General features: G+C 68.8%; 18 protein-coding genes. 10 read left to right on the top strand and 8 right to left on the bottom strand.

Features of this window, described 5'->3' with window-relative positions:
• Positions 1–6: 6 nt before the first annotated feature.
• Positions 7–786, top strand: a complete 780-nt coding sequence (gene hutG, locus ACYVJH_RS06115) for an N-formylglutamate deformylase (protein WP_460453728.1) — start codon at positions 7–9, stop codon at positions 784–786.
• Here hutG and ACYVJH_RS06110 read toward each other — a convergent pair.
• The 7 genes from ACYVJH_RS06110 to parE all read right to left on the bottom strand — a co-directional run bounded on the left by ACYVJH_RS06110 (position 717) and on the right by parE (position 7770).
• Positions 717–1001 carry a hypothetical protein gene (locus ACYVJH_RS06110; protein ID WP_460453727.1) on the bottom strand — a complete coding sequence of 95 codons (285 nt, stop codon included), beginning with the start codon at positions 999–1001 and terminating at the stop codon, positions 717–719. The genes hutG and ACYVJH_RS06110 overlap by 70 nt on opposite strands.
• Positions 998–2923 (bottom strand): carboxypeptidase-like regulatory domain-containing protein, encoded by a 1926-nt coding sequence (locus ACYVJH_RS06105; RefSeq protein WP_460453726.1) that lies wholly within the window; start codon positions 2921–2923, stop codon positions 998–1000. The genes ACYVJH_RS06110 and ACYVJH_RS06105 overlap by 4 nt, the downstream gene beginning before the upstream one ends.
• A gap of 47 nt (positions 2924–2970) precedes the next feature.
• Complete coding sequence (locus tag ACYVJH_RS06100; RefSeq protein WP_460453725.1) at positions 2971–3756, bottom strand: hypothetical protein; 786 nt, start codon at positions 3754–3756, stop codon at positions 2971–2973.
• A complete protein-coding gene (locus ACYVJH_RS06095; protein WP_460453724.1) occupies positions 3753–4214 on the bottom strand; it encodes a hypothetical protein in 462 nt (153 codons plus the stop codon). Before ACYVJH_RS06095 ends, ACYVJH_RS06100 begins: the two co-directional genes overlap by 4 nt.
• The gene (locus ACYVJH_RS06090; RefSeq protein WP_460453723.1) at positions 4211–4861 is read right to left on the bottom strand and encodes a hypothetical protein; all 651 of its coding nucleotides are present in this window, start codon (positions 4859–4861) and stop codon (positions 4211–4213) included. Before ACYVJH_RS06090 ends, ACYVJH_RS06095 begins: the two co-directional genes overlap by 4 nt.
• 59 nt (positions 4862–4920) lie before the next feature.
• On the bottom strand, positions 4921–5508 hold the full coding sequence (locus tag ACYVJH_RS06085; RefSeq protein WP_460453722.1) for a hypothetical protein: 588 nt from the start codon (positions 5506–5508) through the stop codon (positions 4921–4923).
• A gap of 372 nt (positions 5509–5880) precedes the next feature.
• Complete coding sequence (parE, locus tag ACYVJH_RS06080) at positions 5881–7770, bottom strand: DNA topoisomerase IV subunit B (protein WP_460453721.1); 1890 nt, start codon at positions 7768–7770, stop codon at positions 5881–5883.
• Positions 7771–7944: 174 nt separating this feature from the next.
• Between parE and ACYVJH_RS06075 the strand changes: the two genes are divergently transcribed.
• From ACYVJH_RS06075 to ACYVJH_RS06035, 9 genes are all read left to right on the top strand, one after another.
• Positions 7945–9630, top strand: a complete 1686-nt coding sequence (locus ACYVJH_RS06075) for a CTP synthase (RefSeq protein ID WP_460453720.1) — start codon at positions 7945–7947, stop codon at positions 9628–9630.
• Positions 9630–10463: a 3-deoxy-8-phosphooctulonate synthase gene (kdsA, locus tag ACYVJH_RS06070; protein WP_460453719.1), complete on the top strand. Its 834-nt coding sequence runs from the start codon at positions 9630–9632 to the stop codon at positions 10461–10463. The genes ACYVJH_RS06075 and kdsA overlap by 1 nt, the downstream gene beginning before the upstream one ends.
• Positions 10460–10810, top strand: coding sequence for a hypothetical protein (locus tag ACYVJH_RS06065; RefSeq protein WP_460453718.1), 351 nt, complete (start codon positions 10460–10462; stop codon positions 10808–10810). The genes kdsA and ACYVJH_RS06065 overlap by 4 nt, the downstream gene beginning before the upstream one ends.
• A gap of 32 nt (positions 10811–10842) precedes the next feature.
• A complete protein-coding gene (eno, locus tag ACYVJH_RS06060; RefSeq protein WP_460453717.1) occupies positions 10843–12129 on the top strand; it encodes a phosphopyruvate hydratase in 1287 nt (428 codons plus the stop codon).
• Between the two features lie 9 nt (positions 12130–12138).
• Complete coding sequence (gene ftsB / locus ACYVJH_RS06055) at positions 12139–12462, top strand: cell division protein FtsB (protein ID WP_460453716.1); 324 nt, start codon at positions 12139–12141, stop codon at positions 12460–12462.
• Positions 12459–13148, top strand: coding sequence for a 2-C-methyl-D-erythritol 4-phosphate cytidylyltransferase (gene ispD, locus ACYVJH_RS06050; RefSeq protein ID WP_460453715.1), 690 nt, complete (start codon positions 12459–12461; stop codon positions 13146–13148). The genes ftsB and ispD overlap by 4 nt, the downstream gene beginning before the upstream one ends.
• Positions 13145–13627, top strand: a complete 483-nt coding sequence (gene ispF, locus ACYVJH_RS06045; protein WP_460453714.1) for a 2-C-methyl-D-erythritol 2,4-cyclodiphosphate synthase — start codon at positions 13145–13147, stop codon at positions 13625–13627. Before ispD ends, ispF begins: the two co-directional genes overlap by 4 nt.
• Positions 13624–14652 (top strand): tRNA pseudouridine(13) synthase TruD, encoded by a 1029-nt coding sequence (gene truD, locus ACYVJH_RS06040; protein WP_460453713.1) that lies wholly within the window; start codon positions 13624–13626, stop codon positions 14650–14652. Before ispF ends, truD begins: the two co-directional genes overlap by 4 nt.
• Positions 14653–14724: 72 nt before the next feature.
• Positions 14725–14928: a hypothetical protein gene (locus tag ACYVJH_RS06035; RefSeq protein WP_460453712.1), complete on the top strand. Its 204-nt coding sequence runs from the start codon at positions 14725–14727 to the stop codon at positions 14926–14928.
• Here the strand turns inward: ACYVJH_RS06035 and ACYVJH_RS06030 are convergent, their stop codons facing one another.
• A complete protein-coding gene (locus ACYVJH_RS06030) occupies positions 14929–15510 on the bottom strand; it encodes a Smr/MutS family protein (RefSeq protein WP_460453711.1) in 582 nt (193 codons plus the stop codon).
• Positions 15511–15519: the final 9 nt, after the last annotated feature.

The raw sequence follows: 15519 nt of genomic DNA, 5'->3' as shown, positions 1-15519 counted from the left end.
GCCGGCATGAGCGACGTCTTCAGCCTCCATCGTGGCGACCTGCCGCTGCTGGTCAGCCTGCCGCATGACGGCATCGCGCTGCCCGAGGACATGGCCGTGCGGGTCACCGAAGCCGCCCGTGGCGTGCCCGACACCGACTGGTACGTTAGTCGCCTGTACGACTTCGCGCGGGCGCTGGGCGCATCGGTGCTGGTGCCCAACTACTCGCGTTACGTGGTCGACCTCAATCGCCCGCAGGACGATGTCTCGCTCTACCCGGGCCAGAACACCACCGGGTTGTGCCCGGCGCGCCGGTTCACCGGCGACCCGGTCTACCTGCCGGGCCAGGAACCTGGTCCGGAGGAGATCGCGATGCGGGTCGAACGCTACTGGCGGCCCTACCACGATGCCCTTGGCGAAGAACTGCAGCGCCTGCGCAGGGCGCACGGCCGCGTGGTGCTCTGGGAAGGGCATTCGATCCGCAGCGTGCTGCCTTTCCTGTTCGAAGGCCGGCTGCCCGACCTCAACCTGGGCACGGCCGGCGGCGAGAGCTGTACGGCGGCGACACAGGCGCGGCTGGAAGCGGTGCTCGCGGCGCAGTCCAGGTACACCTGGGTGGCCAACGGCCGCTTCAAGGGCGGCTACATCACCCGGCACTATGGCCAGCCCGGGCAGGGCGTGGAGGCGATCCAGCTGGAGATCGCGCAGCCCTGCTACATGGACGAAGACGCCGGGCGCTACGACCCGGACCGTGCCGGCCGGCTGCAGCCGCTGCTGGCCTCACTGCTGCGCGCCTCGCTGGGCTGAGCCAGGCCAGGCAGGGCCGGGTGCCTGAGCGCCACTCTCCAGGCGCAGTCCGATGCCCGCATCGCCGGGCTGGATGCGGGCGTGTTTTCCAGATGGCCGGTGGCCTGGCCTTCACCCGCCTGCAGGCCCACCGCCAGCGCCACGGCAAGGAAGAGCACCAGCAGTCGCAGCATCAGACCGCGCTTGCGCGGCAGGGAGTGTGCCTGGGCCGTCATCGTTGCCGCCTCGCGCCGATGTCCACGCGGGTGGCGTCGCGCACCCGGACCTCGATGGCCCGGCTTTCGCCGTCCTCGGCCAGGAACCAGGGCAGCGGCAGGTTGTCGGGGATGACCTGCACCGTGTGCGCGCCGGTGGCGACACGTGGGAATTCGAACTCGCCCTGGCTATCGGTGCGCACCGCGTAGCGGCCGTCGAGCAGCACGGTGACGTTGGCCGCGGGCAGCTCGGATGCCGAGCGTTCGCCGTCGCCGTTTTCGTCCAGGAAGACGCTGCCGCTGATCGAACCCGCGGCCGCGCCCGGCTGGCCGCCCAGCACGCCGGCGCTGGTGCCCGCCTGCCGTTCGTAGCGCAGGCTGATGAACAGCGAACGGTCGCGCGGCAGGGTGACGAAGGGCTGCTCGGTGGCCAAGGGGTCGATGATGAAGGGCGAGCGGCGGGACCCCTGGTTTTCGTAAAGGCTTCCGACCAGCCACCAGTGGCTCGCCACGCGCCAGGCAAGATTGATGTTGAGGTCGGCGCCGCGGACCTGGTCGCCGCCGGTCCAGCGGGCACTGCCGTCGAGCGTGACCCGTTCGCCCAGGTCCAGGCCGCCGTAGGCGGACACCGTGGCCACCGCTTCGGCGGGGCCGCTGTCATAGGAAAGTTCGCCGTAGGCCGCGGAAAAACTGAGGCGGCGGCCCTTGCGCAGGGGCAGGGCGTGGTCAACGCTGACCTGCCAGCTGTCGTCGTCGCCGCCGCCGCTGTGGCTGGTGGCGTGTTCGATCTGCAGCCGGGTCTGGCCCCAGCGCAGGGTCTTGTCCAGGAATAGCTGGGTCGAGCTTGAATCCACGCCCGGCGAAGTGCGCAGCGCCAGGCTGCCACCGTAGGCCAGGGACGGACTGGACTGGTAGCGCGCGTAGCCGGTGCCGTACCAGCCCTCGAAGGAGCGGCCACTGACGCTTTCGATGCGGTCGAGGCCACCGCTCCAGCTCCAGCGCGCATGCTGGTAGGCGAGGCGGTAATAGGCGCCCCGCGAATCGTTGATCACCGGCTGGGCGCCCCACGCCATGTCCGGTTCGAGGTTGAACAGGCCGTAGCGATGGGTGTACCGGCCGGACCGGAGTGAGCCGTCCAGCCACAGGCCCCAGGCATCCACGCCGTCCTTGCGGCTGCTCAACAGGTTCAGGTTGACCCGGTGGCCCTCGCGCTGCCAGCGCGTGGCCCAGTGCACGGCATCGGTGCTTTCGGGCAGCAGACGCGGCACGCCGACCGGCGTCTGCACGATCTGCCCGTCGGTACTGAGCAGGGATACGGCGCTGGTCCAGTCCTCGCCCAGGTTCCACTGGCCGCCGACGGTGCCGACATTGCCGTCGCCCAGGTCGAAACCAACCACGCGTGCACCGCTGAACAGGCCGCTGCGGCCCAGGCCGGCAAACCACTGCAGCCCGTCGTCGGGCCGGGTCCACTGGGTGCTCAGGCCGGCCATGGCGACCGAGGGCAGGAAAACCCGGAACTGTTCCTGCAGCACCTGGCTGGAGGGTGTGTTCACGACACCCAGGCCGTTGTTGCCGCGCCAGCCGCCCCGCAGGTAGAGGCCGCGCTGCCAGAGCGTGGCGGTGCCGCCGATCCCGGACTCGCCGCGTGTGCCGATGTCGGCCTGCAGCAGCGTGGCGTCGAGGGAAAAGGTGCCGTGGGCCTGGGTTTCCCGGAAGCCACCGAAGGACAGCCCGAACTCGGAGAAGTCGTCATCGCCGCGCTGGGTGTGGCTGGCGGTGAGTTCGGCGCGGAAAGAGCGCGGCAGGCCGGTGGGGTCGAAATCAACTTCCGGATCGGCCGGCAGGGGTTGCAGGTCTTGCTCGGCAATCACGTTGTCCTGCCAGGGCTCGCCCTCGAGCGGCTCCTCGTCCTGCGCGGACGCGGCGGGGCTGGCACAAGCCAAGGCGACGAGGACGGCAAGGCACGTCCTCGTTGGCTGACGGGTCGGCTTCATTCCGCGGCCTGGGCTTCTACGGCGAAGGGCGAGCCCTTCCACTCGGTGCGGCCGCTGATGGCAAGCGGGAAGGCGAGGTCGGCGGTTTCACCTTCGGCCAGAACCGGGAACAGAACGATGTCCCGGCGCGCACCCGGCAGCACCGGATGGCCGGCCGGCGTAAAGGTCCACTTGCGGCCCGCGGCGTCGCGGGCGTCGAGGAAGCCCTGAAGTCGCCCGTGGGCATTGCCGTCGTTGCGCACGGTCAGGTAAGGGAGCTTGCGGCCGCCTTCCTCGCGCACGCCGCTGCCGTCGAGCACCAGGCGCGCAGCCCCCTTGCCGATGTCCAGGTACACGATGATGCCGATGCGTCCGGCCACGGGCATGGGCATGTTCGGCACGCGCACCGGCTCGCCTTCGAACAGGATCGCGAAGCGGCACTGGCCGTCGGGCGTGCCCTCGGGCACCCGGACTTCAAAGCGGAAGCGCCGCTTCGAGCGGGCTTCGACCTCGATTTCCTGGGCTTCGATCGCGGTCCACGGGCGGCAACTGCCCTCCACCAGGGATTTGGAGAACTCGGCATTGCCCTGGGCGTCGAGCGCCCAGTCGGCGGTGCCCACCTTCAGGCGCAGCGGCAGGTTGGAGGTGTTGTAGACCTCGATGACATCGCGGTAGACGCCGCCGGCGTTGGCCTGCTCTTCGAAGCGTGGCGGCGAAAGCTGGGCGGAAAACTGCGCCAGCACCGCCGAAGGAGCGGCCAGCAACAGGGCGGCCGCGACCGCGAGGGCGAAGGATCGGCTCACTGGCCCTCCAGCTCGATTTCGAAATGGAAGTCGAGCACCTCGGGACGCTCAAGCAGGCTGCCGTCGGCGAAGATCGTCAGCACGAAGGTGTCGGACAGGCTGCCTTCGGCGACCGGGCCGGCATAGACCAGGGCGCGTTCGCCGTCCGAAAGGGCGCCGGGCAGCAGGGGGCCGCGCGTGGTCCATTCGACCCGCACCGGCGTGGCCTGCTTGTCCAGCACCTGGTAGATGCGGACATTGCGGCCCAGCCAGGGCGAGGTGTCCAGGCGCGCCAGCACGGTCACCTGCCCAGCCATGAGGTTGCCATTGCCGGGCGCGGCGTCCATCCACTGCATGCGTACGAGGCCGCCCAGCACCTGGCTGGCGCTGTCGTCCACGCGCTGCGGGCCGTTGGCCTGGGAAAGGGCCGGCGCCAGCGCCAGCACGGCGACGAAGACGAACCGCACGAGGCTGTTCACAGGGTCACCAGCGTGAAGGTGACGGTGGTGGTGTAGGTGCCCGCGGCGACGACCTGGCTGTTGGCGTAGCTGAAGCTCAGGCAGCTTTCGTTCCAGGTGTTTTGCTGGAAGGTCGTCAGCGGGTTGGATCCGGCGGCCAGCTGCCCCGGCGGGACCGGCTGCGCGCCAGTGTCACCGATGCCGCTGGTGGTCCAGCTGATCTCGGAGACAGGGATGGTGTTGCCCTGCGGGCTGTTGAGCGTCGGCGGTGAAAGCACGCTGAGCTGGGCGGCAAAGTTGTTGGAATTGCCGGGACGGCGGAAGAAGCCACCGACGTAGATCTGGCCGGCATCGCAGAACTGGAAGCCGTCGTAGTCACTGCTGGTGCGGCCGTTGCCGGTCATCGGCTGGGGCACGCCATTGCCGACGTCCAGCGGGCTGAGCGCGACGCGGACCTGGCTGACGGCGCCGCCGCTTTCCGGCGAGCCGCCGGCGATGTAGGGGCGGAAGGCGCCGTTGTTCAACCACACGGGGTAATTTTCGAACTCGCCGTCACCCACGCGCAGGTAGACCGACCGGTCGCCGGCGTCGATCGGCACCTGGTAGGCCAGGGCGGATCCGGGGACCAGGAGCGCCAGAATCAGGGCGATGGCGTGGGCGGTGCGCATGGGCTGTCAGGCGAAGGGGGCGGGACCGGCTGTGCCAATCCCGCCCTTGCTCGCGTCGCTTACGGGGCAGTCGCGGTGTAGGTGACGGTGCCGGTGTAGGTGCCGCCGGCGACCAGCGCGTCATTCTCGTAATCGAAGGACCAGGTGTCGCTGCGGTTCACGACGCCGTTGGTCGCCGGGATGGTGACGGCGGCCGCGCCCACGACAGGCACGTCCAGGCCGGTGGCGCCGCCGGTAGCGGCCGTGCCGGTGATCTGCGACCAGGGAATGATGTCGGTGCCGTTGGTCAGGCCGGTGCCCGAGCCGACCGCTTCGAGGTCCACGTCGCCGGCATTGCTGACCAGGCGCACGCCGACGGTGATGTCGCCGTCCACGGGGGTGCCGTTGCCGATCTGGGAGTCGACGTCGGCGATGCTGGCGACGCCGGAGAGGTCGAAGGTGACCGTGTCGACGTTGGTGCCGGTGGAGCCGACCTGCAGGTAAAGGAAGCGCGGGATGACGATCTCGAAGTCGAGGTCGGCGTTCGCCGTCAGGGCGCCATTGCCGATGTCGAATTCGGAGTCGGCCACGGCCGGGGTCATCGCGATCAGGCCGAGGGCCGCCACGCTGGTGAAAGCGAGGCCTCGGATGCTACGGACGGTCTTCATGAGTCAGGATTCCTTTGAAGTTTGCTTTAGGTGAAACGACTGGACTGTTTGGTCGACATTCCGGGCCGGCTCACCGACCTGGGGCACGCAAACTGCGGGCGAAAGGACTAAAGCAGGAAGCGTGCCAACCAGTTCACCCCGGGGCGAACCGGATGGGCAGGCGTTCGGAAATGTGAAGGGGTTCACGGTATGTGACGGCGCGGCCGCACGCAAACCGGGGCCGTCACCGGCCGTCCGGCCGACGAACGGCAGCCTGGCCGGGGCAGGCGGGGTGAAAATGTGACGCGGCGCGTCACCTTTCCGGGAGCTTCGTCACGGTTTCGCCCGTGATCGGGGGGCTGGCCGGCCCTGTTCGGGCCCGGGCGGGGCCGCTCAGACTTCCAGCGAAGCCAGGTCGCCCTTCGATTCCAGCCAGGCCTTGCGGTCGCCAGCGCGCTTCTTGGCCAGCAGCAGGTCCATCAGCGAGCGGGTCTGGTCGGCATCGTCCACCGTCAGCTGGACCAGGCGGCGGGTATCGGGGTGGACCGTGGATTCGCGCAGCTGCGAGGGATTCATCTCGCCCAGGCCCTTGAAGCGGGTGACGCTGACCTGGCCGCGGATTTTTTCGCGCTCGATGCGGTCAAGCAGCAGGCGCTTTTCTTCCTCGTCCAGGGCGTAGAACACCTGCTTGCCCACGTCGACGCGGAACAGCGGCGGCATCGCCACGAAGATGTTGCCCGCCGCCACCAGGGCCGGGAAATGGCGCAGGAACAGGGCGGCCAGCAAGGTGGCGATGTGCAGGCCGTCGGAATCGGCGTCGGCCAGGATGATCACCTTTCCGTAGCGAAGGCCGTCGATGTTGTCCACGCCCGGGTCGCAGCCGATGGCCACGGCCAGGTCGTGCACCTCGTTCGAGGCCAGCACGCCGCCGGATTCGACCTCCCAGGTGTTCAGGATCTTGCCGCGCAGGGGCAGGATGGCCTGGAACTCCTTGTCGCGGGCCTGCTTGGCGCTGCCGCCGGCGGAGTCACCCTCGACCAGGAACAGCTCGGTGCGGCCCAGGTCCTGGCTGATGCAGTCGGCCAGCTTGCCGGGCAGGGCCGGGCCCTGGGTAATCTTCTTGCGCACCACCTGCTTTTCGGACTTGAGCCGGGCGGCGGCGCGGTCAATCGCCAGCTGGGCGATCTGGGTGCCAAGCTCCACGTGCTGGTTGAGCCAGAGCGAAAACGCGTCGTGCGCCGCGCCCTCGACGAAGGCCGCGGCCTGGCGCGAGCTCAGGCGTTCCTTGGTCTGGCCGCTGAACTGCGGGTCGGTCATCTTCAGGCTCAGCACGAAGCTGATGCGGTCCCAGACGTCCTCGGGCGCCAGCTTCACGCCGCGCGGCAGCAGGCTGCGGAAATCACAGAACTCGCGCAGGGCGTCGGTGAAGCCCGAGCGCAGGCCGTTGACGTGGGTGCCGTGCTGCGCGGTGGGGATGAGGTTGACGTAGCTCTCCTGCACCAGTTCGCCCTCGGGCACCCAGGCCACGGCCCAGTCGGCGATCTCGGTGTCCTTGGACAGGTGGCCGACGAACAGCTCGGCCGGCAGCAGCTCGCGGTCGGCCAGCGCACCGCGCAGGTAGTCGCGCAGGCCATCCTCGTAGTACCACTCGTCCTTGTCGCCGCTGGCGGCATCGTGCAGTTTCACGGTCAGGCCCGGGCACAGCACGGCCTTGGCGCGCAGCAGGTGGCGCAGGGCGCGGATCGAAATCTTCGGCGAATCGAAGTATTTCGGGTCCGGCCAGAAACGCAGGCGGGTGCCGGTGTTGCGCTTGCCGACCGTGCCGACCACGTCCAGGGCCGAGCTGCGGTCGCCGTCGCGGAACTCCATGCGGTGCTCCTGGCCGTCGCGCTTGATGAAGACCTCGACCTTCTTCGAAAGCGCGTTGACCACGCTGACGCCGACGCCGTGCAGGCCACCGGAGAAGGTGTAGTTCTTGCCGCTGAACTTGCCGCCTGCATGCAGGCGCGTGAGGATCAGTTCGACGCCGGGGATGCCTTCCTCGGGGTGCACGTCCACGGGCATGCCGCGGCCGTCGTCGGAAACCTCGACGCTGCCGTCGGTATGCAGCACCACCTCGATCAGCTTGGCGTGCCCGCCCAGGGCCTCGTCCACCGAGTTGTCGATGACCTCCTGGGCCAGGTGGTTGGGCCGGGTGGTGTCGGTGTACATGCCGGGGCGGCGTTTGACCGGGTCCAGGCCCGACAGGACTTCGATGTCGGCGGCGTTGTAGCGGGTGTTCATGCGGGGGAAAGGCCTTCCTGGCGGGTCTTGCGGTGGCGGGCAGGATGCGCGGCGGCCCGGGGCCGGTCAAGCCAGGGCGCCCGGGGCCGAAATGCAAGCCCTTGATGCAAAGAAGTTTCTCGCCCCCGGCGGCCTCAACCGGTAGAATACGGTTTTCCAGCGTCCCCAAATCCCATGACCCGTCTTATATTCGTAACCGGTGGCGTGGTGTCCTCGCTTGGCAAGGGCATCGCAGCGGCCTCGCTGGCGGCCATCCTGGAAGCCCGCGGCCTGCGGTGCACCATGATGAAGCTCGATCCGTACATCAACGTGGACCCGGGCACCATGAGCCCGTTCCAGCACGGCGAGGTCTACGTCACCGACGACGGCGCCGAAACCGACCTCGACCTGGGCCACTACGAACGTTTCCTGCGCGTGCGCCTGAGCCGCAAGAACTCGGTCACCACCGGCCGCATCTATGAAAACGTGATCCGCAAGGAGCGCCGCGGCGACTACCTGGGCGGCACCGTGCAGGTGATCCCGCACATCACCGACGAGATCAAGCGCTGCATCTTCGAGGCCACCGACGGTTTCGACGTCGGCCTGGTCGAAATCGGCGGCACGGTCGGCGACATCGAATCGCTGCCTTTCCTCGAAGCCATCCGCCAGATCCGCACCGAGCGCGGCCCCGACCAGGCCATCTTCATGCACCTGACGCTGGTGCCCTGGATCGCCGCCGCCGGCGAGCTCAAGACCAAGCCCACCCAGCACTCCGTGAAGGAACTGCGCTCGATCGGCATCCAGCCCGACATCCTGGTCTGCCGCAGCGAAAAGCCGCTGCCCGACTCCGAGCGCCGCAAGATCGCCCTGTTCACCAACGTGCCCGAAAAGGCCGTCATCAGCTGCGTGGACGTGGGCAACATCTACCAGCTGCCCCTGTGGCTGCACCAGCAGCAGCTCGACCAGATCGTGGTCGAACGCCTGCGGCTGGAGGAAAAGGCCGCCCCCGCCGACCTGTCGGAATGGGAGGCGGTGGTGGACGCCGTGGAAAACCCGGTGGACGAGGTCACCGTGGCCGTGGTGGGCAAGTACGTGGACCACCAGGATGCCTACAAGTCGCTGTCCGAGGCCCTGAAACACGGCGGCCTGCGCCAGCGCACCCGGGTGAAGCTCAAGTGGCTCGAGTCCGAGCAGGTCGAGAAGGACGGCGACGCCGTGCTTTCCGACGTCGACGCCATCCTGGTGCCAGGGGGCTTCGGCGACCGCGGATTCGAGGGCAAGGTGCTCACCGCCCAGTACGCGCGCGAGCACAACGTTCCTTATTTCGGCATCTGCTACGGCATGCAGGCGGCGGTGGTTGACTACGCCCGCCACGTGGCCGGGCTGGAAGGCGCCAACAGCACCGAGAACGACCGCAACTGTGCCCACCCCGTGATCGGCCTGATCACCGAATGGCGAACCGCCAGCGGCGAGATCGAACGCCGCGACGAAACCTCCGACCTGGGCGGCACCATGCGCCTGGGCCTGCAGGAACAGCGGCTCAAGCCCGGCACGCGCTCGCGCGAGCTCTATGGCAAGGACGTGGTTGGCGAACGCCACCGCCACCGCTACGAGTTCAACAACCGCTACCGCACCCAGCTCGAGGACGCCGGCCTGGTGATCAGCGCGAAGTCCATGGACGACCTGCTGGTGGAAATGGTGGAACTGCCGGGGCACCCCTGGTTCATCGCCTGCCAGGCACACCCGGAATTCCTTTCCACGCCGCGCGACGGCCACCCGCTGTTCATCGGTTTCATCCGCGCTGCGCGTGAGTTCAAGGCCGGCGGCAAGCTGCTGGCCGAGGTCTCGCCAGCGCAAAAATCCGCCGCGGGAGTGAACTGATGGAGCTTTGTGGTTTCAAGGTCGGCCTGGACCAGCCTTTTTTCCTGATCGCCGGCCCCTGCGTCATCGAGTCGCTGGAACTGCAGATGGAAACGGCCGGACGGCTCAAGGAGATCACCGGCAAGCTCGGGATTCCCTTCATCTTCAAGTCCAGCTTCGACAAGGCCAACCGGACATCGGGCACCAGTTTCCGCGGTCCCGGCTTGGAGGCCGGACTGAAGGTCCTGGCGGAAGTGAAGCGCCAGCTGGGCGTGCCGGTGCTGACCGACGTGCATGAATACACGCCGATGGACGAAGTCGCCGCGGTGGTGGACGTGCTGCAGACCCCGGCTTTCCTGTGCCGGCAGACCGATTTCATCCAGAAGGTCGCCAGCGCCGGCAAGCCGGTGAACATCAAGAAGGGCCAGTTCCTCTCGCCCTGGGAGATGAAGCACGTCACCGACAAGGCCCTTGCCACCGGCAACCAGCAGATCATGGCCTGCGAGCGCGGCGCCAGCTTCGGCTACAACAACCTGGTTTCCGACATGCGCTCGCTCAGCGTCATGCGCGACACCGGCTGCCCGGTGGTGTTCGACGCCACCCACAGCGTGCAGCTCCCCGGCGGCGCCGGCGGCAAGTCCGGCGGCCAGCGCGAGTTCGTGCCGGTGCTGTCGCGCGCGGCGGTGGCGGTGGGCATCAGCGGCCTGTTCATGGAAACCCACCCGGATCCGGAAAAAGCCCTGTCCGACGGCCCCAATGCCTGGCCGCTGCCGAAGATGGCGGCGCTGCTGGAAACGCTGGTCGAACTCGACCGCATCACCAAGAAGAACGGATTCCTGGAGCAAGACGCATGAACACCCCCGTTGTTGAACCCCTGAAGCACTCCGGCCTCGGCATCACGGCCACGATCATCGCGGTGGTCGCCGGCCTGGGCCTGCTGGGCGTGTTCGGATACGCCGGCTACGTCGGCATGAACGAACCCGGTGGCGAGCTTTCCGAAACCGACCCGCGGGCGATGATGATCGGCTTCGGCATGCTGGCGGCGATGGCGATGCTGGTGCTGGGCGCCATCCTGGGCGCGGTGGGCCTGTTCGCGGGCACGCGCAAGCGCCTGTTCGCCTGGCTCGGCCTGGTCCTGAACGTGCTGCCGCTGCTTCTGGGCATCGCGCTCGTCATCCTCGGCCTGGCGATGACCGCCTGAGCCCCGACCATCCAAAGCAAAAAAAAGTAGCCATGACCATCATCAGCAAAGTCCACGCCCGCGAGATCCTCGACAGTCGCGGCAATCCCACCCTCGAAGCCGAGGTCACCCTGGCCAGCGGCCACGTTGGCCGCGCCGCCGTGCCCTCGGGCGCTTCCACCGGCACCAAGGAAGCGGTGGAGCTGCGCGACGGCGACAAGAGCCGTTACCTGGGCAAGGGCGTGCGCAAGGCGGTGGCGAACGTCAACACCACGATCGCCGAGGCGCTCGCCGGTTTCGACGGCGCCGACCAGGAAGGCCTGGACCGCAAGCTGATCAATCTCGACGGCACGGAAAACAAGGGGCGCCTGGGCGCCAACGCGCTGCTCGGTGTTTCGATGGCCAATGCCCACGCGGTGGCCGCCGCGCGTGGCCTGCCGCTGTGGCGGCACCTGGCCGGCGACCGCAAGCCGGTGCTTCCGGTTCCGATGATGAACATCATCAATGGCGGCGCGCATGCCGACAACAATGTCGACATGCAGGAATTCATGGTGCTGCCGGTGGGCTTCGACAGCTTCTCCGAAGCGCTGCGCGCCGGCACCGAGGTCTTCCACGCGCTTAAGGCCGTGCTCAAGGGCAAGGGTCTGGGCACCGCGGTTGGCGACGAGGGCGGCTTCGCGCCGGACCTGCGTTCGAACGAAGAAGCCATCGAGGTCATCCTCGAGGCCATCGGCAAGGCTGGGCATCGCGCGGGCGAAGACATCCTGCTGGGCCTGGACGTGGCCAGCTCGGAGTTCTTCGACAACGGCAAGTACAACCTGGTGGGCGAGGGCAAGCGGCTCTCGCCGGAGCAGTTCGTCGATTTCCTCGCTGGCTGGAGCGCCCAGTACCCGATCATCACCATCGAGGACGGCATGGCCGAAAACGACTGGGACGGCTGGAAGCTGCTCACCGAACGCCTGGCGGGCAAGGTGCAGCTGGTTGGCGACGACCTGTTCGTCACCAACCCGAAGATCTTCCGCGATGGCATCGACCAGGGCGTCGCCAACGCCATCCTGATCAAGGTCAACCAGATCGGCACGCTGACCGAAACCCTGGAGGCCATCGCCATGGCCGACGCCGCCAATTACGCGGCGGTGGTTTCGCATCGTTCCGGCGAAACCGAGGACACCACCATCGCCGACATCGCGGTGGCGACCTCGGCCACCCAGATCAAGACCGGTTCGCTGTGCCGCAGCGACCGCGTGGCCAAGTACAACCAGCTGCTGCGCATCGAAGAGGCGCTGGGGGACCAGGCGCGCTACGCCGGCAACCACGCCTTCGTCAGCCTCAAGCGCTGAGTCCCGCCCTTGCGCCGTTGGTGGCCATTCGCCCTGCTGCTGCTGGCCCTGATGGGCCTGCAGCTCAAGTTCTGGTGGGGTGACGGCGGCCTTCCCGAGGCGAGGGAGCTGGAAAGCCGCGTGGAAGAACAGCGGCGCGAGAACGCCCGCCTGCAGCAGCGCAACGACGCCCTGTCGGCTGAAGTCGAGGACCTCAAGTCGGGTGAGGCGGCGGTCGAGGACCGCGCCCGCAGCGAGCTGGGCATGGTGCGGCCGGGCGAGGTCTTCTACCGCGTCGTCGAGCCCGCGCCGCCGGCACCCGAGGCCGGGGAAACCGGGGAGGACGACCGGTGACCTGGGCCATCGTGCCCGCCGCTGGCCGCGGCAGCCGCTTCGGCGGCGGAACGCCCAAGCAGTACCTGGCACTGGCCGGGCGCAGCGTCCTCGAACACAGCCTGCGTGCCGTGCTTGACCACCCCGACGTGGACGGCGTGATGGTGGCGCTGGCCCAGGACGACGCGGCCTGGCCCGGCTGGCGCGAGATCGGCGGCAAACCGGTGCTCACCTGCGTCGGCGGCGGCGAACGCGCGGATTCGGTGCTGGCGGCGGTGCACGCCCTGCCTGCCACCATCAGCGAAGACCAGTGGCTGCTGGTGCACGACGCGGCGCGGCCCTGCCTGCACAAGCAGGACCTGGCGCGACTGCTGGCCGAGGGCCGGGAAGACGCCGTCGGCGCCCTGCTGGCGGCGCCGGTGCGCGACACGCTCAAGCGCGGCGACGACCAGCGCCGCTGCCTGGGCACCGAACCGCGCGACGCACTCTGGCGGGCCCTCACCCCGCAGCTGTTCCGCCGCGGCGGCCTAACCCGCGCGCTGGACGCGGCCCAGCGCAGCGGCGTCCGGGTCACCGACGAGGCCATGGCCGTCGAACGCCTGGGCCTCAAGCCCCGCCTGGTCGAAGGCCGGGACGACAACCTCAAGATCACCACCCCGGCCGATCTCGCGCTGGCCGAGTTCATACTTTCCAAAGCAGGCAAATGACCAACATCCGCATCGGCCAGGGTTATGACGTGCACGCGTTCGGCGACGGCGACCACGTCGTGCTGGGGGGCGTGCGCATACCCCACGATCGCGGCGTGCTGGCGCATTCCGATGGCGACGTTGTCATCCATGCACTGTGCGACGCCCTGCTGGGCGCGCTGGCGCTTGGCGACATCGGCGTGCACTTCCCACCGACCGACGAACGCTGGAAGGACTGCGACAGCCGCGTTTTCCTGCGCCACTGCGCCACGCTGCTGGCGCAGCGCGGCTGGCGGCTGGGCAATGCCGACCTCACCGTCGTCTGTGAGCGGCCGCGGATCGCGGCGCATGCGCCGGCGATGCGCGCGAACCTCGCCGCCGACCTGGGCGTCGACGTGGATGCCATCAGCGTAAAGGCCACCACCTCGGAGAAACTGGGTTTCACCGGTCGTGGTGAAGGCCTGGCGGCCATGGCGGTGGCGCTGCTGGAGCGTTCGTGAGCCGCCTGCCCGGCGGCCACGGCGCGCCGGTGCTGACGGCGGACTTCCGCAGCCGCCTCGAAGATTTCCAGGTCGAGGAACTGGCCGGCTTCGAGCCGGCCGGGCAGGGCGAGCACCTGCTGCTCAGCATCGAGAAGCGCGGCATCAACACCGTGCATGCCGCCCGCCGTCTCGCGCAGTGGGCCGGCATCCCGGATGTCGGTATCGGTTACGCCGGCCTCAAGGATCGCCACGCGGTAACCCGGCAGCGTTTTTCCGTGCACCTGCCCAAACGGGTGGCGCCAGACCTGGCGAGCCTGCAGGACGACTCACTGCGCGTGCTCGAACATGCCTGGCACCATCGCAAGCTGCCGCGCGGTGCCCTGCGCGGCAATCGCTTCGAACTGGTGCTGCGGGAGCTGCGGGGCGAACGCGCGGCCATCGACCAGCGCCTTGAAGCCATTGCCCGCGGCGGGCTGCCCAATTATTTCGGCGAACAGCGTTTTGGTCGCGATGGCGACAACGTCGATGCCGCCCGGCGCATGTTCGCCGGCCAGCGCGTGCGGCGCGAGCAGCGGTCCATCTACCTCTCGGCCGCGCGTTCGGCCATGTTCAATGCCGTGCTGTCGGCGCGCGTGGAAGCCGGCGACTGGGCCACCGGCCGGGACGGGGAGGTCTGGATGCTCGAGGGCAGCCAGTCGGTTTTTGGCCCCGAGGCAGCCGATGGCGCGCTGGCCGATCGCGCCAGTCGCCTGGACATCCATGCCACGGGCCCGCTGTGGGGCCGCGGCGAACTGCGTTGCACGGGCGCCTGCCGGGACCTGGAGCTGGCGGTGCTCGAAGCCTTCCCGGACCTGCGCCAGGGCCTGGAGGACGCCGGCCTCAAGCAGGAGCGCCGGGCCCTGCGCGTGCGCGTGGCGGGCCTGGAGTGGCAGTGGCCGGACGCCGGGCAGCTGGTCCTGCGCTTCGAACTGCCGCCCGGGGCCTATGCCACGGGGCTGCTGGCCGAACTGGGCGAGGTCCGGGACGCGCACACCGGGGGCTGAACCGGGGCACTTGCGTGGGCATCGGCGAGGAGTAATCTGAACCTGCGGTTTTCCAGACTTCAGGAGGTCGCCATGAACACCGCCCGCAAGTGTCTGTTCCTTGCTTCCGCGACGCTGCTGCTCGGCGCCTGCGCCAGCACCGATTCCACCAAGGTGGCGTCCGGTCCCACGATCGGAAACGACAACGACTACATGCTCGCCGTCGAGCAGGCCGCCCGGCCGGCCGGCGTGCGCGTGGTCTGGGTCAATCCGCCCAAGGAACGCAAGGACGAGTAGTCAGCCGGTGCCCGGCCCCTGCTCGCCCGGTCGTTTCCGGGCCAGCAGCACCAGCACCGCGCCGGTACCCCCCATCGCTTCCGGAGCGGAGGCGTAGGCCAGTACGTCCGCGCGCTGGCGAAGCATCCGGTCCACCAGGGCCTTGAGCACCGAGCCGCCGGCGGCGGCCCGCAGGCCCTTGCCGTGGATGATGCGCACGCAGGCATGGCCGCCGGCGCGTGATTGCGCCAGGAACTCGCGCAGCCAGCGTTCGGCCTCGGCGGCGCGCATCTGGTGCAGGTCAAGCTCGCCGCCAATGCTGTACTGGCCGCGCTTCAGCGCCTTGAGCACCTTTTCCGGAACTTCGTCGCGGCGATAGGCCAGGGCCTCGGCCGCCTCGATGGTCGCCTCGAACCAGCCGGTCTGCCGGGACTGCTGCAGGGCAAGGGCTTCGTCGAGTTCACGCATGCGCGGCCGCGGCGCCGGCCGCGGTCGCGCCGGCACCGGCGGAGGCGCTTCAAGCCGGCGTACCGTACCGATGGCCTCCCGGAACAGGGCGGCGTCATCCTCGGTAACCGAAGTGGGTGGCTTGCGCTTGGCCATGAACAAAGG

The organism is Arenimonas aestuarii (assembly GCF_054781715.1).
This window is presented reverse-complemented; position numbering and strand designations above follow the sequence as displayed.

Excerpts from the sequence above, each read along its gene's own strand:
- hutG (WP_460453728.1), top strand. The coding sequence starts at position 7 with ATGAGCGACGTCTTCAGCCTCCATCGTGGCGACCTGCCGCTGCTGGTC.
- ACYVJH_RS06110 (WP_460453727.1), bottom strand. The coding sequence starts at position 1,001 with ATGACGGCCCAGGCACACTCCCTGCCGCGCAAGCGCGGTCTGATGCTG.
- ACYVJH_RS06090 (WP_460453723.1), bottom strand. The coding sequence starts at position 4,861 with ATGCGCACCGCCCACGCCATCGCCCTGATTCTGGCGCTCCTGGTCCCC.
- ACYVJH_RS06085 (WP_460453722.1), bottom strand. The coding sequence starts at position 5,508 with ATGAAGACCGTCCGTAGCATCCGAGGCCTCGCTTTCACCAGCGTGGCG.
- parE (WP_460453721.1), bottom strand. The coding sequence starts at position 7,770 with ATGAACACCCGCTACAACGCCGCCGACATCGAAGTCCTGTCGGGCCTG.
- ACYVJH_RS06075 (WP_460453720.1), top strand. The coding sequence starts at position 7,945 with ATGACCCGTCTTATATTCGTAACCGGTGGCGTGGTGTCCTCGCTTGGC.
- kdsA (WP_460453719.1), top strand. The coding sequence starts at position 9,630 with ATGGAGCTTTGTGGTTTCAAGGTCGGCCTGGACCAGCCTTTTTTCCTG.
- ACYVJH_RS06065 (WP_460453718.1), top strand. The coding sequence starts at position 10,460 with ATGAACACCCCCGTTGTTGAACCCCTGAAGCACTCCGGCCTCGGCATC.
- eno (WP_460453717.1), top strand. The coding sequence starts at position 10,843 with ATGACCATCATCAGCAAAGTCCACGCCCGCGAGATCCTCGACAGTCGC.
- ispF (WP_460453714.1), top strand. The coding sequence starts at position 13,145 with ATGACCAACATCCGCATCGGCCAGGGTTATGACGTGCACGCGTTCGGC.
- ACYVJH_RS06035 (WP_460453712.1), top strand. The coding sequence starts at position 14,725 with ATGAACACCGCCCGCAAGTGTCTGTTCCTTGCTTCCGCGACGCTGCTG.
- ACYVJH_RS06030 (WP_460453711.1), bottom strand. The coding sequence starts at position 15,510 with ATGGCCAAGCGCAAGCCACCCACTTCGGTTACCGAGGATGACGCCGCC.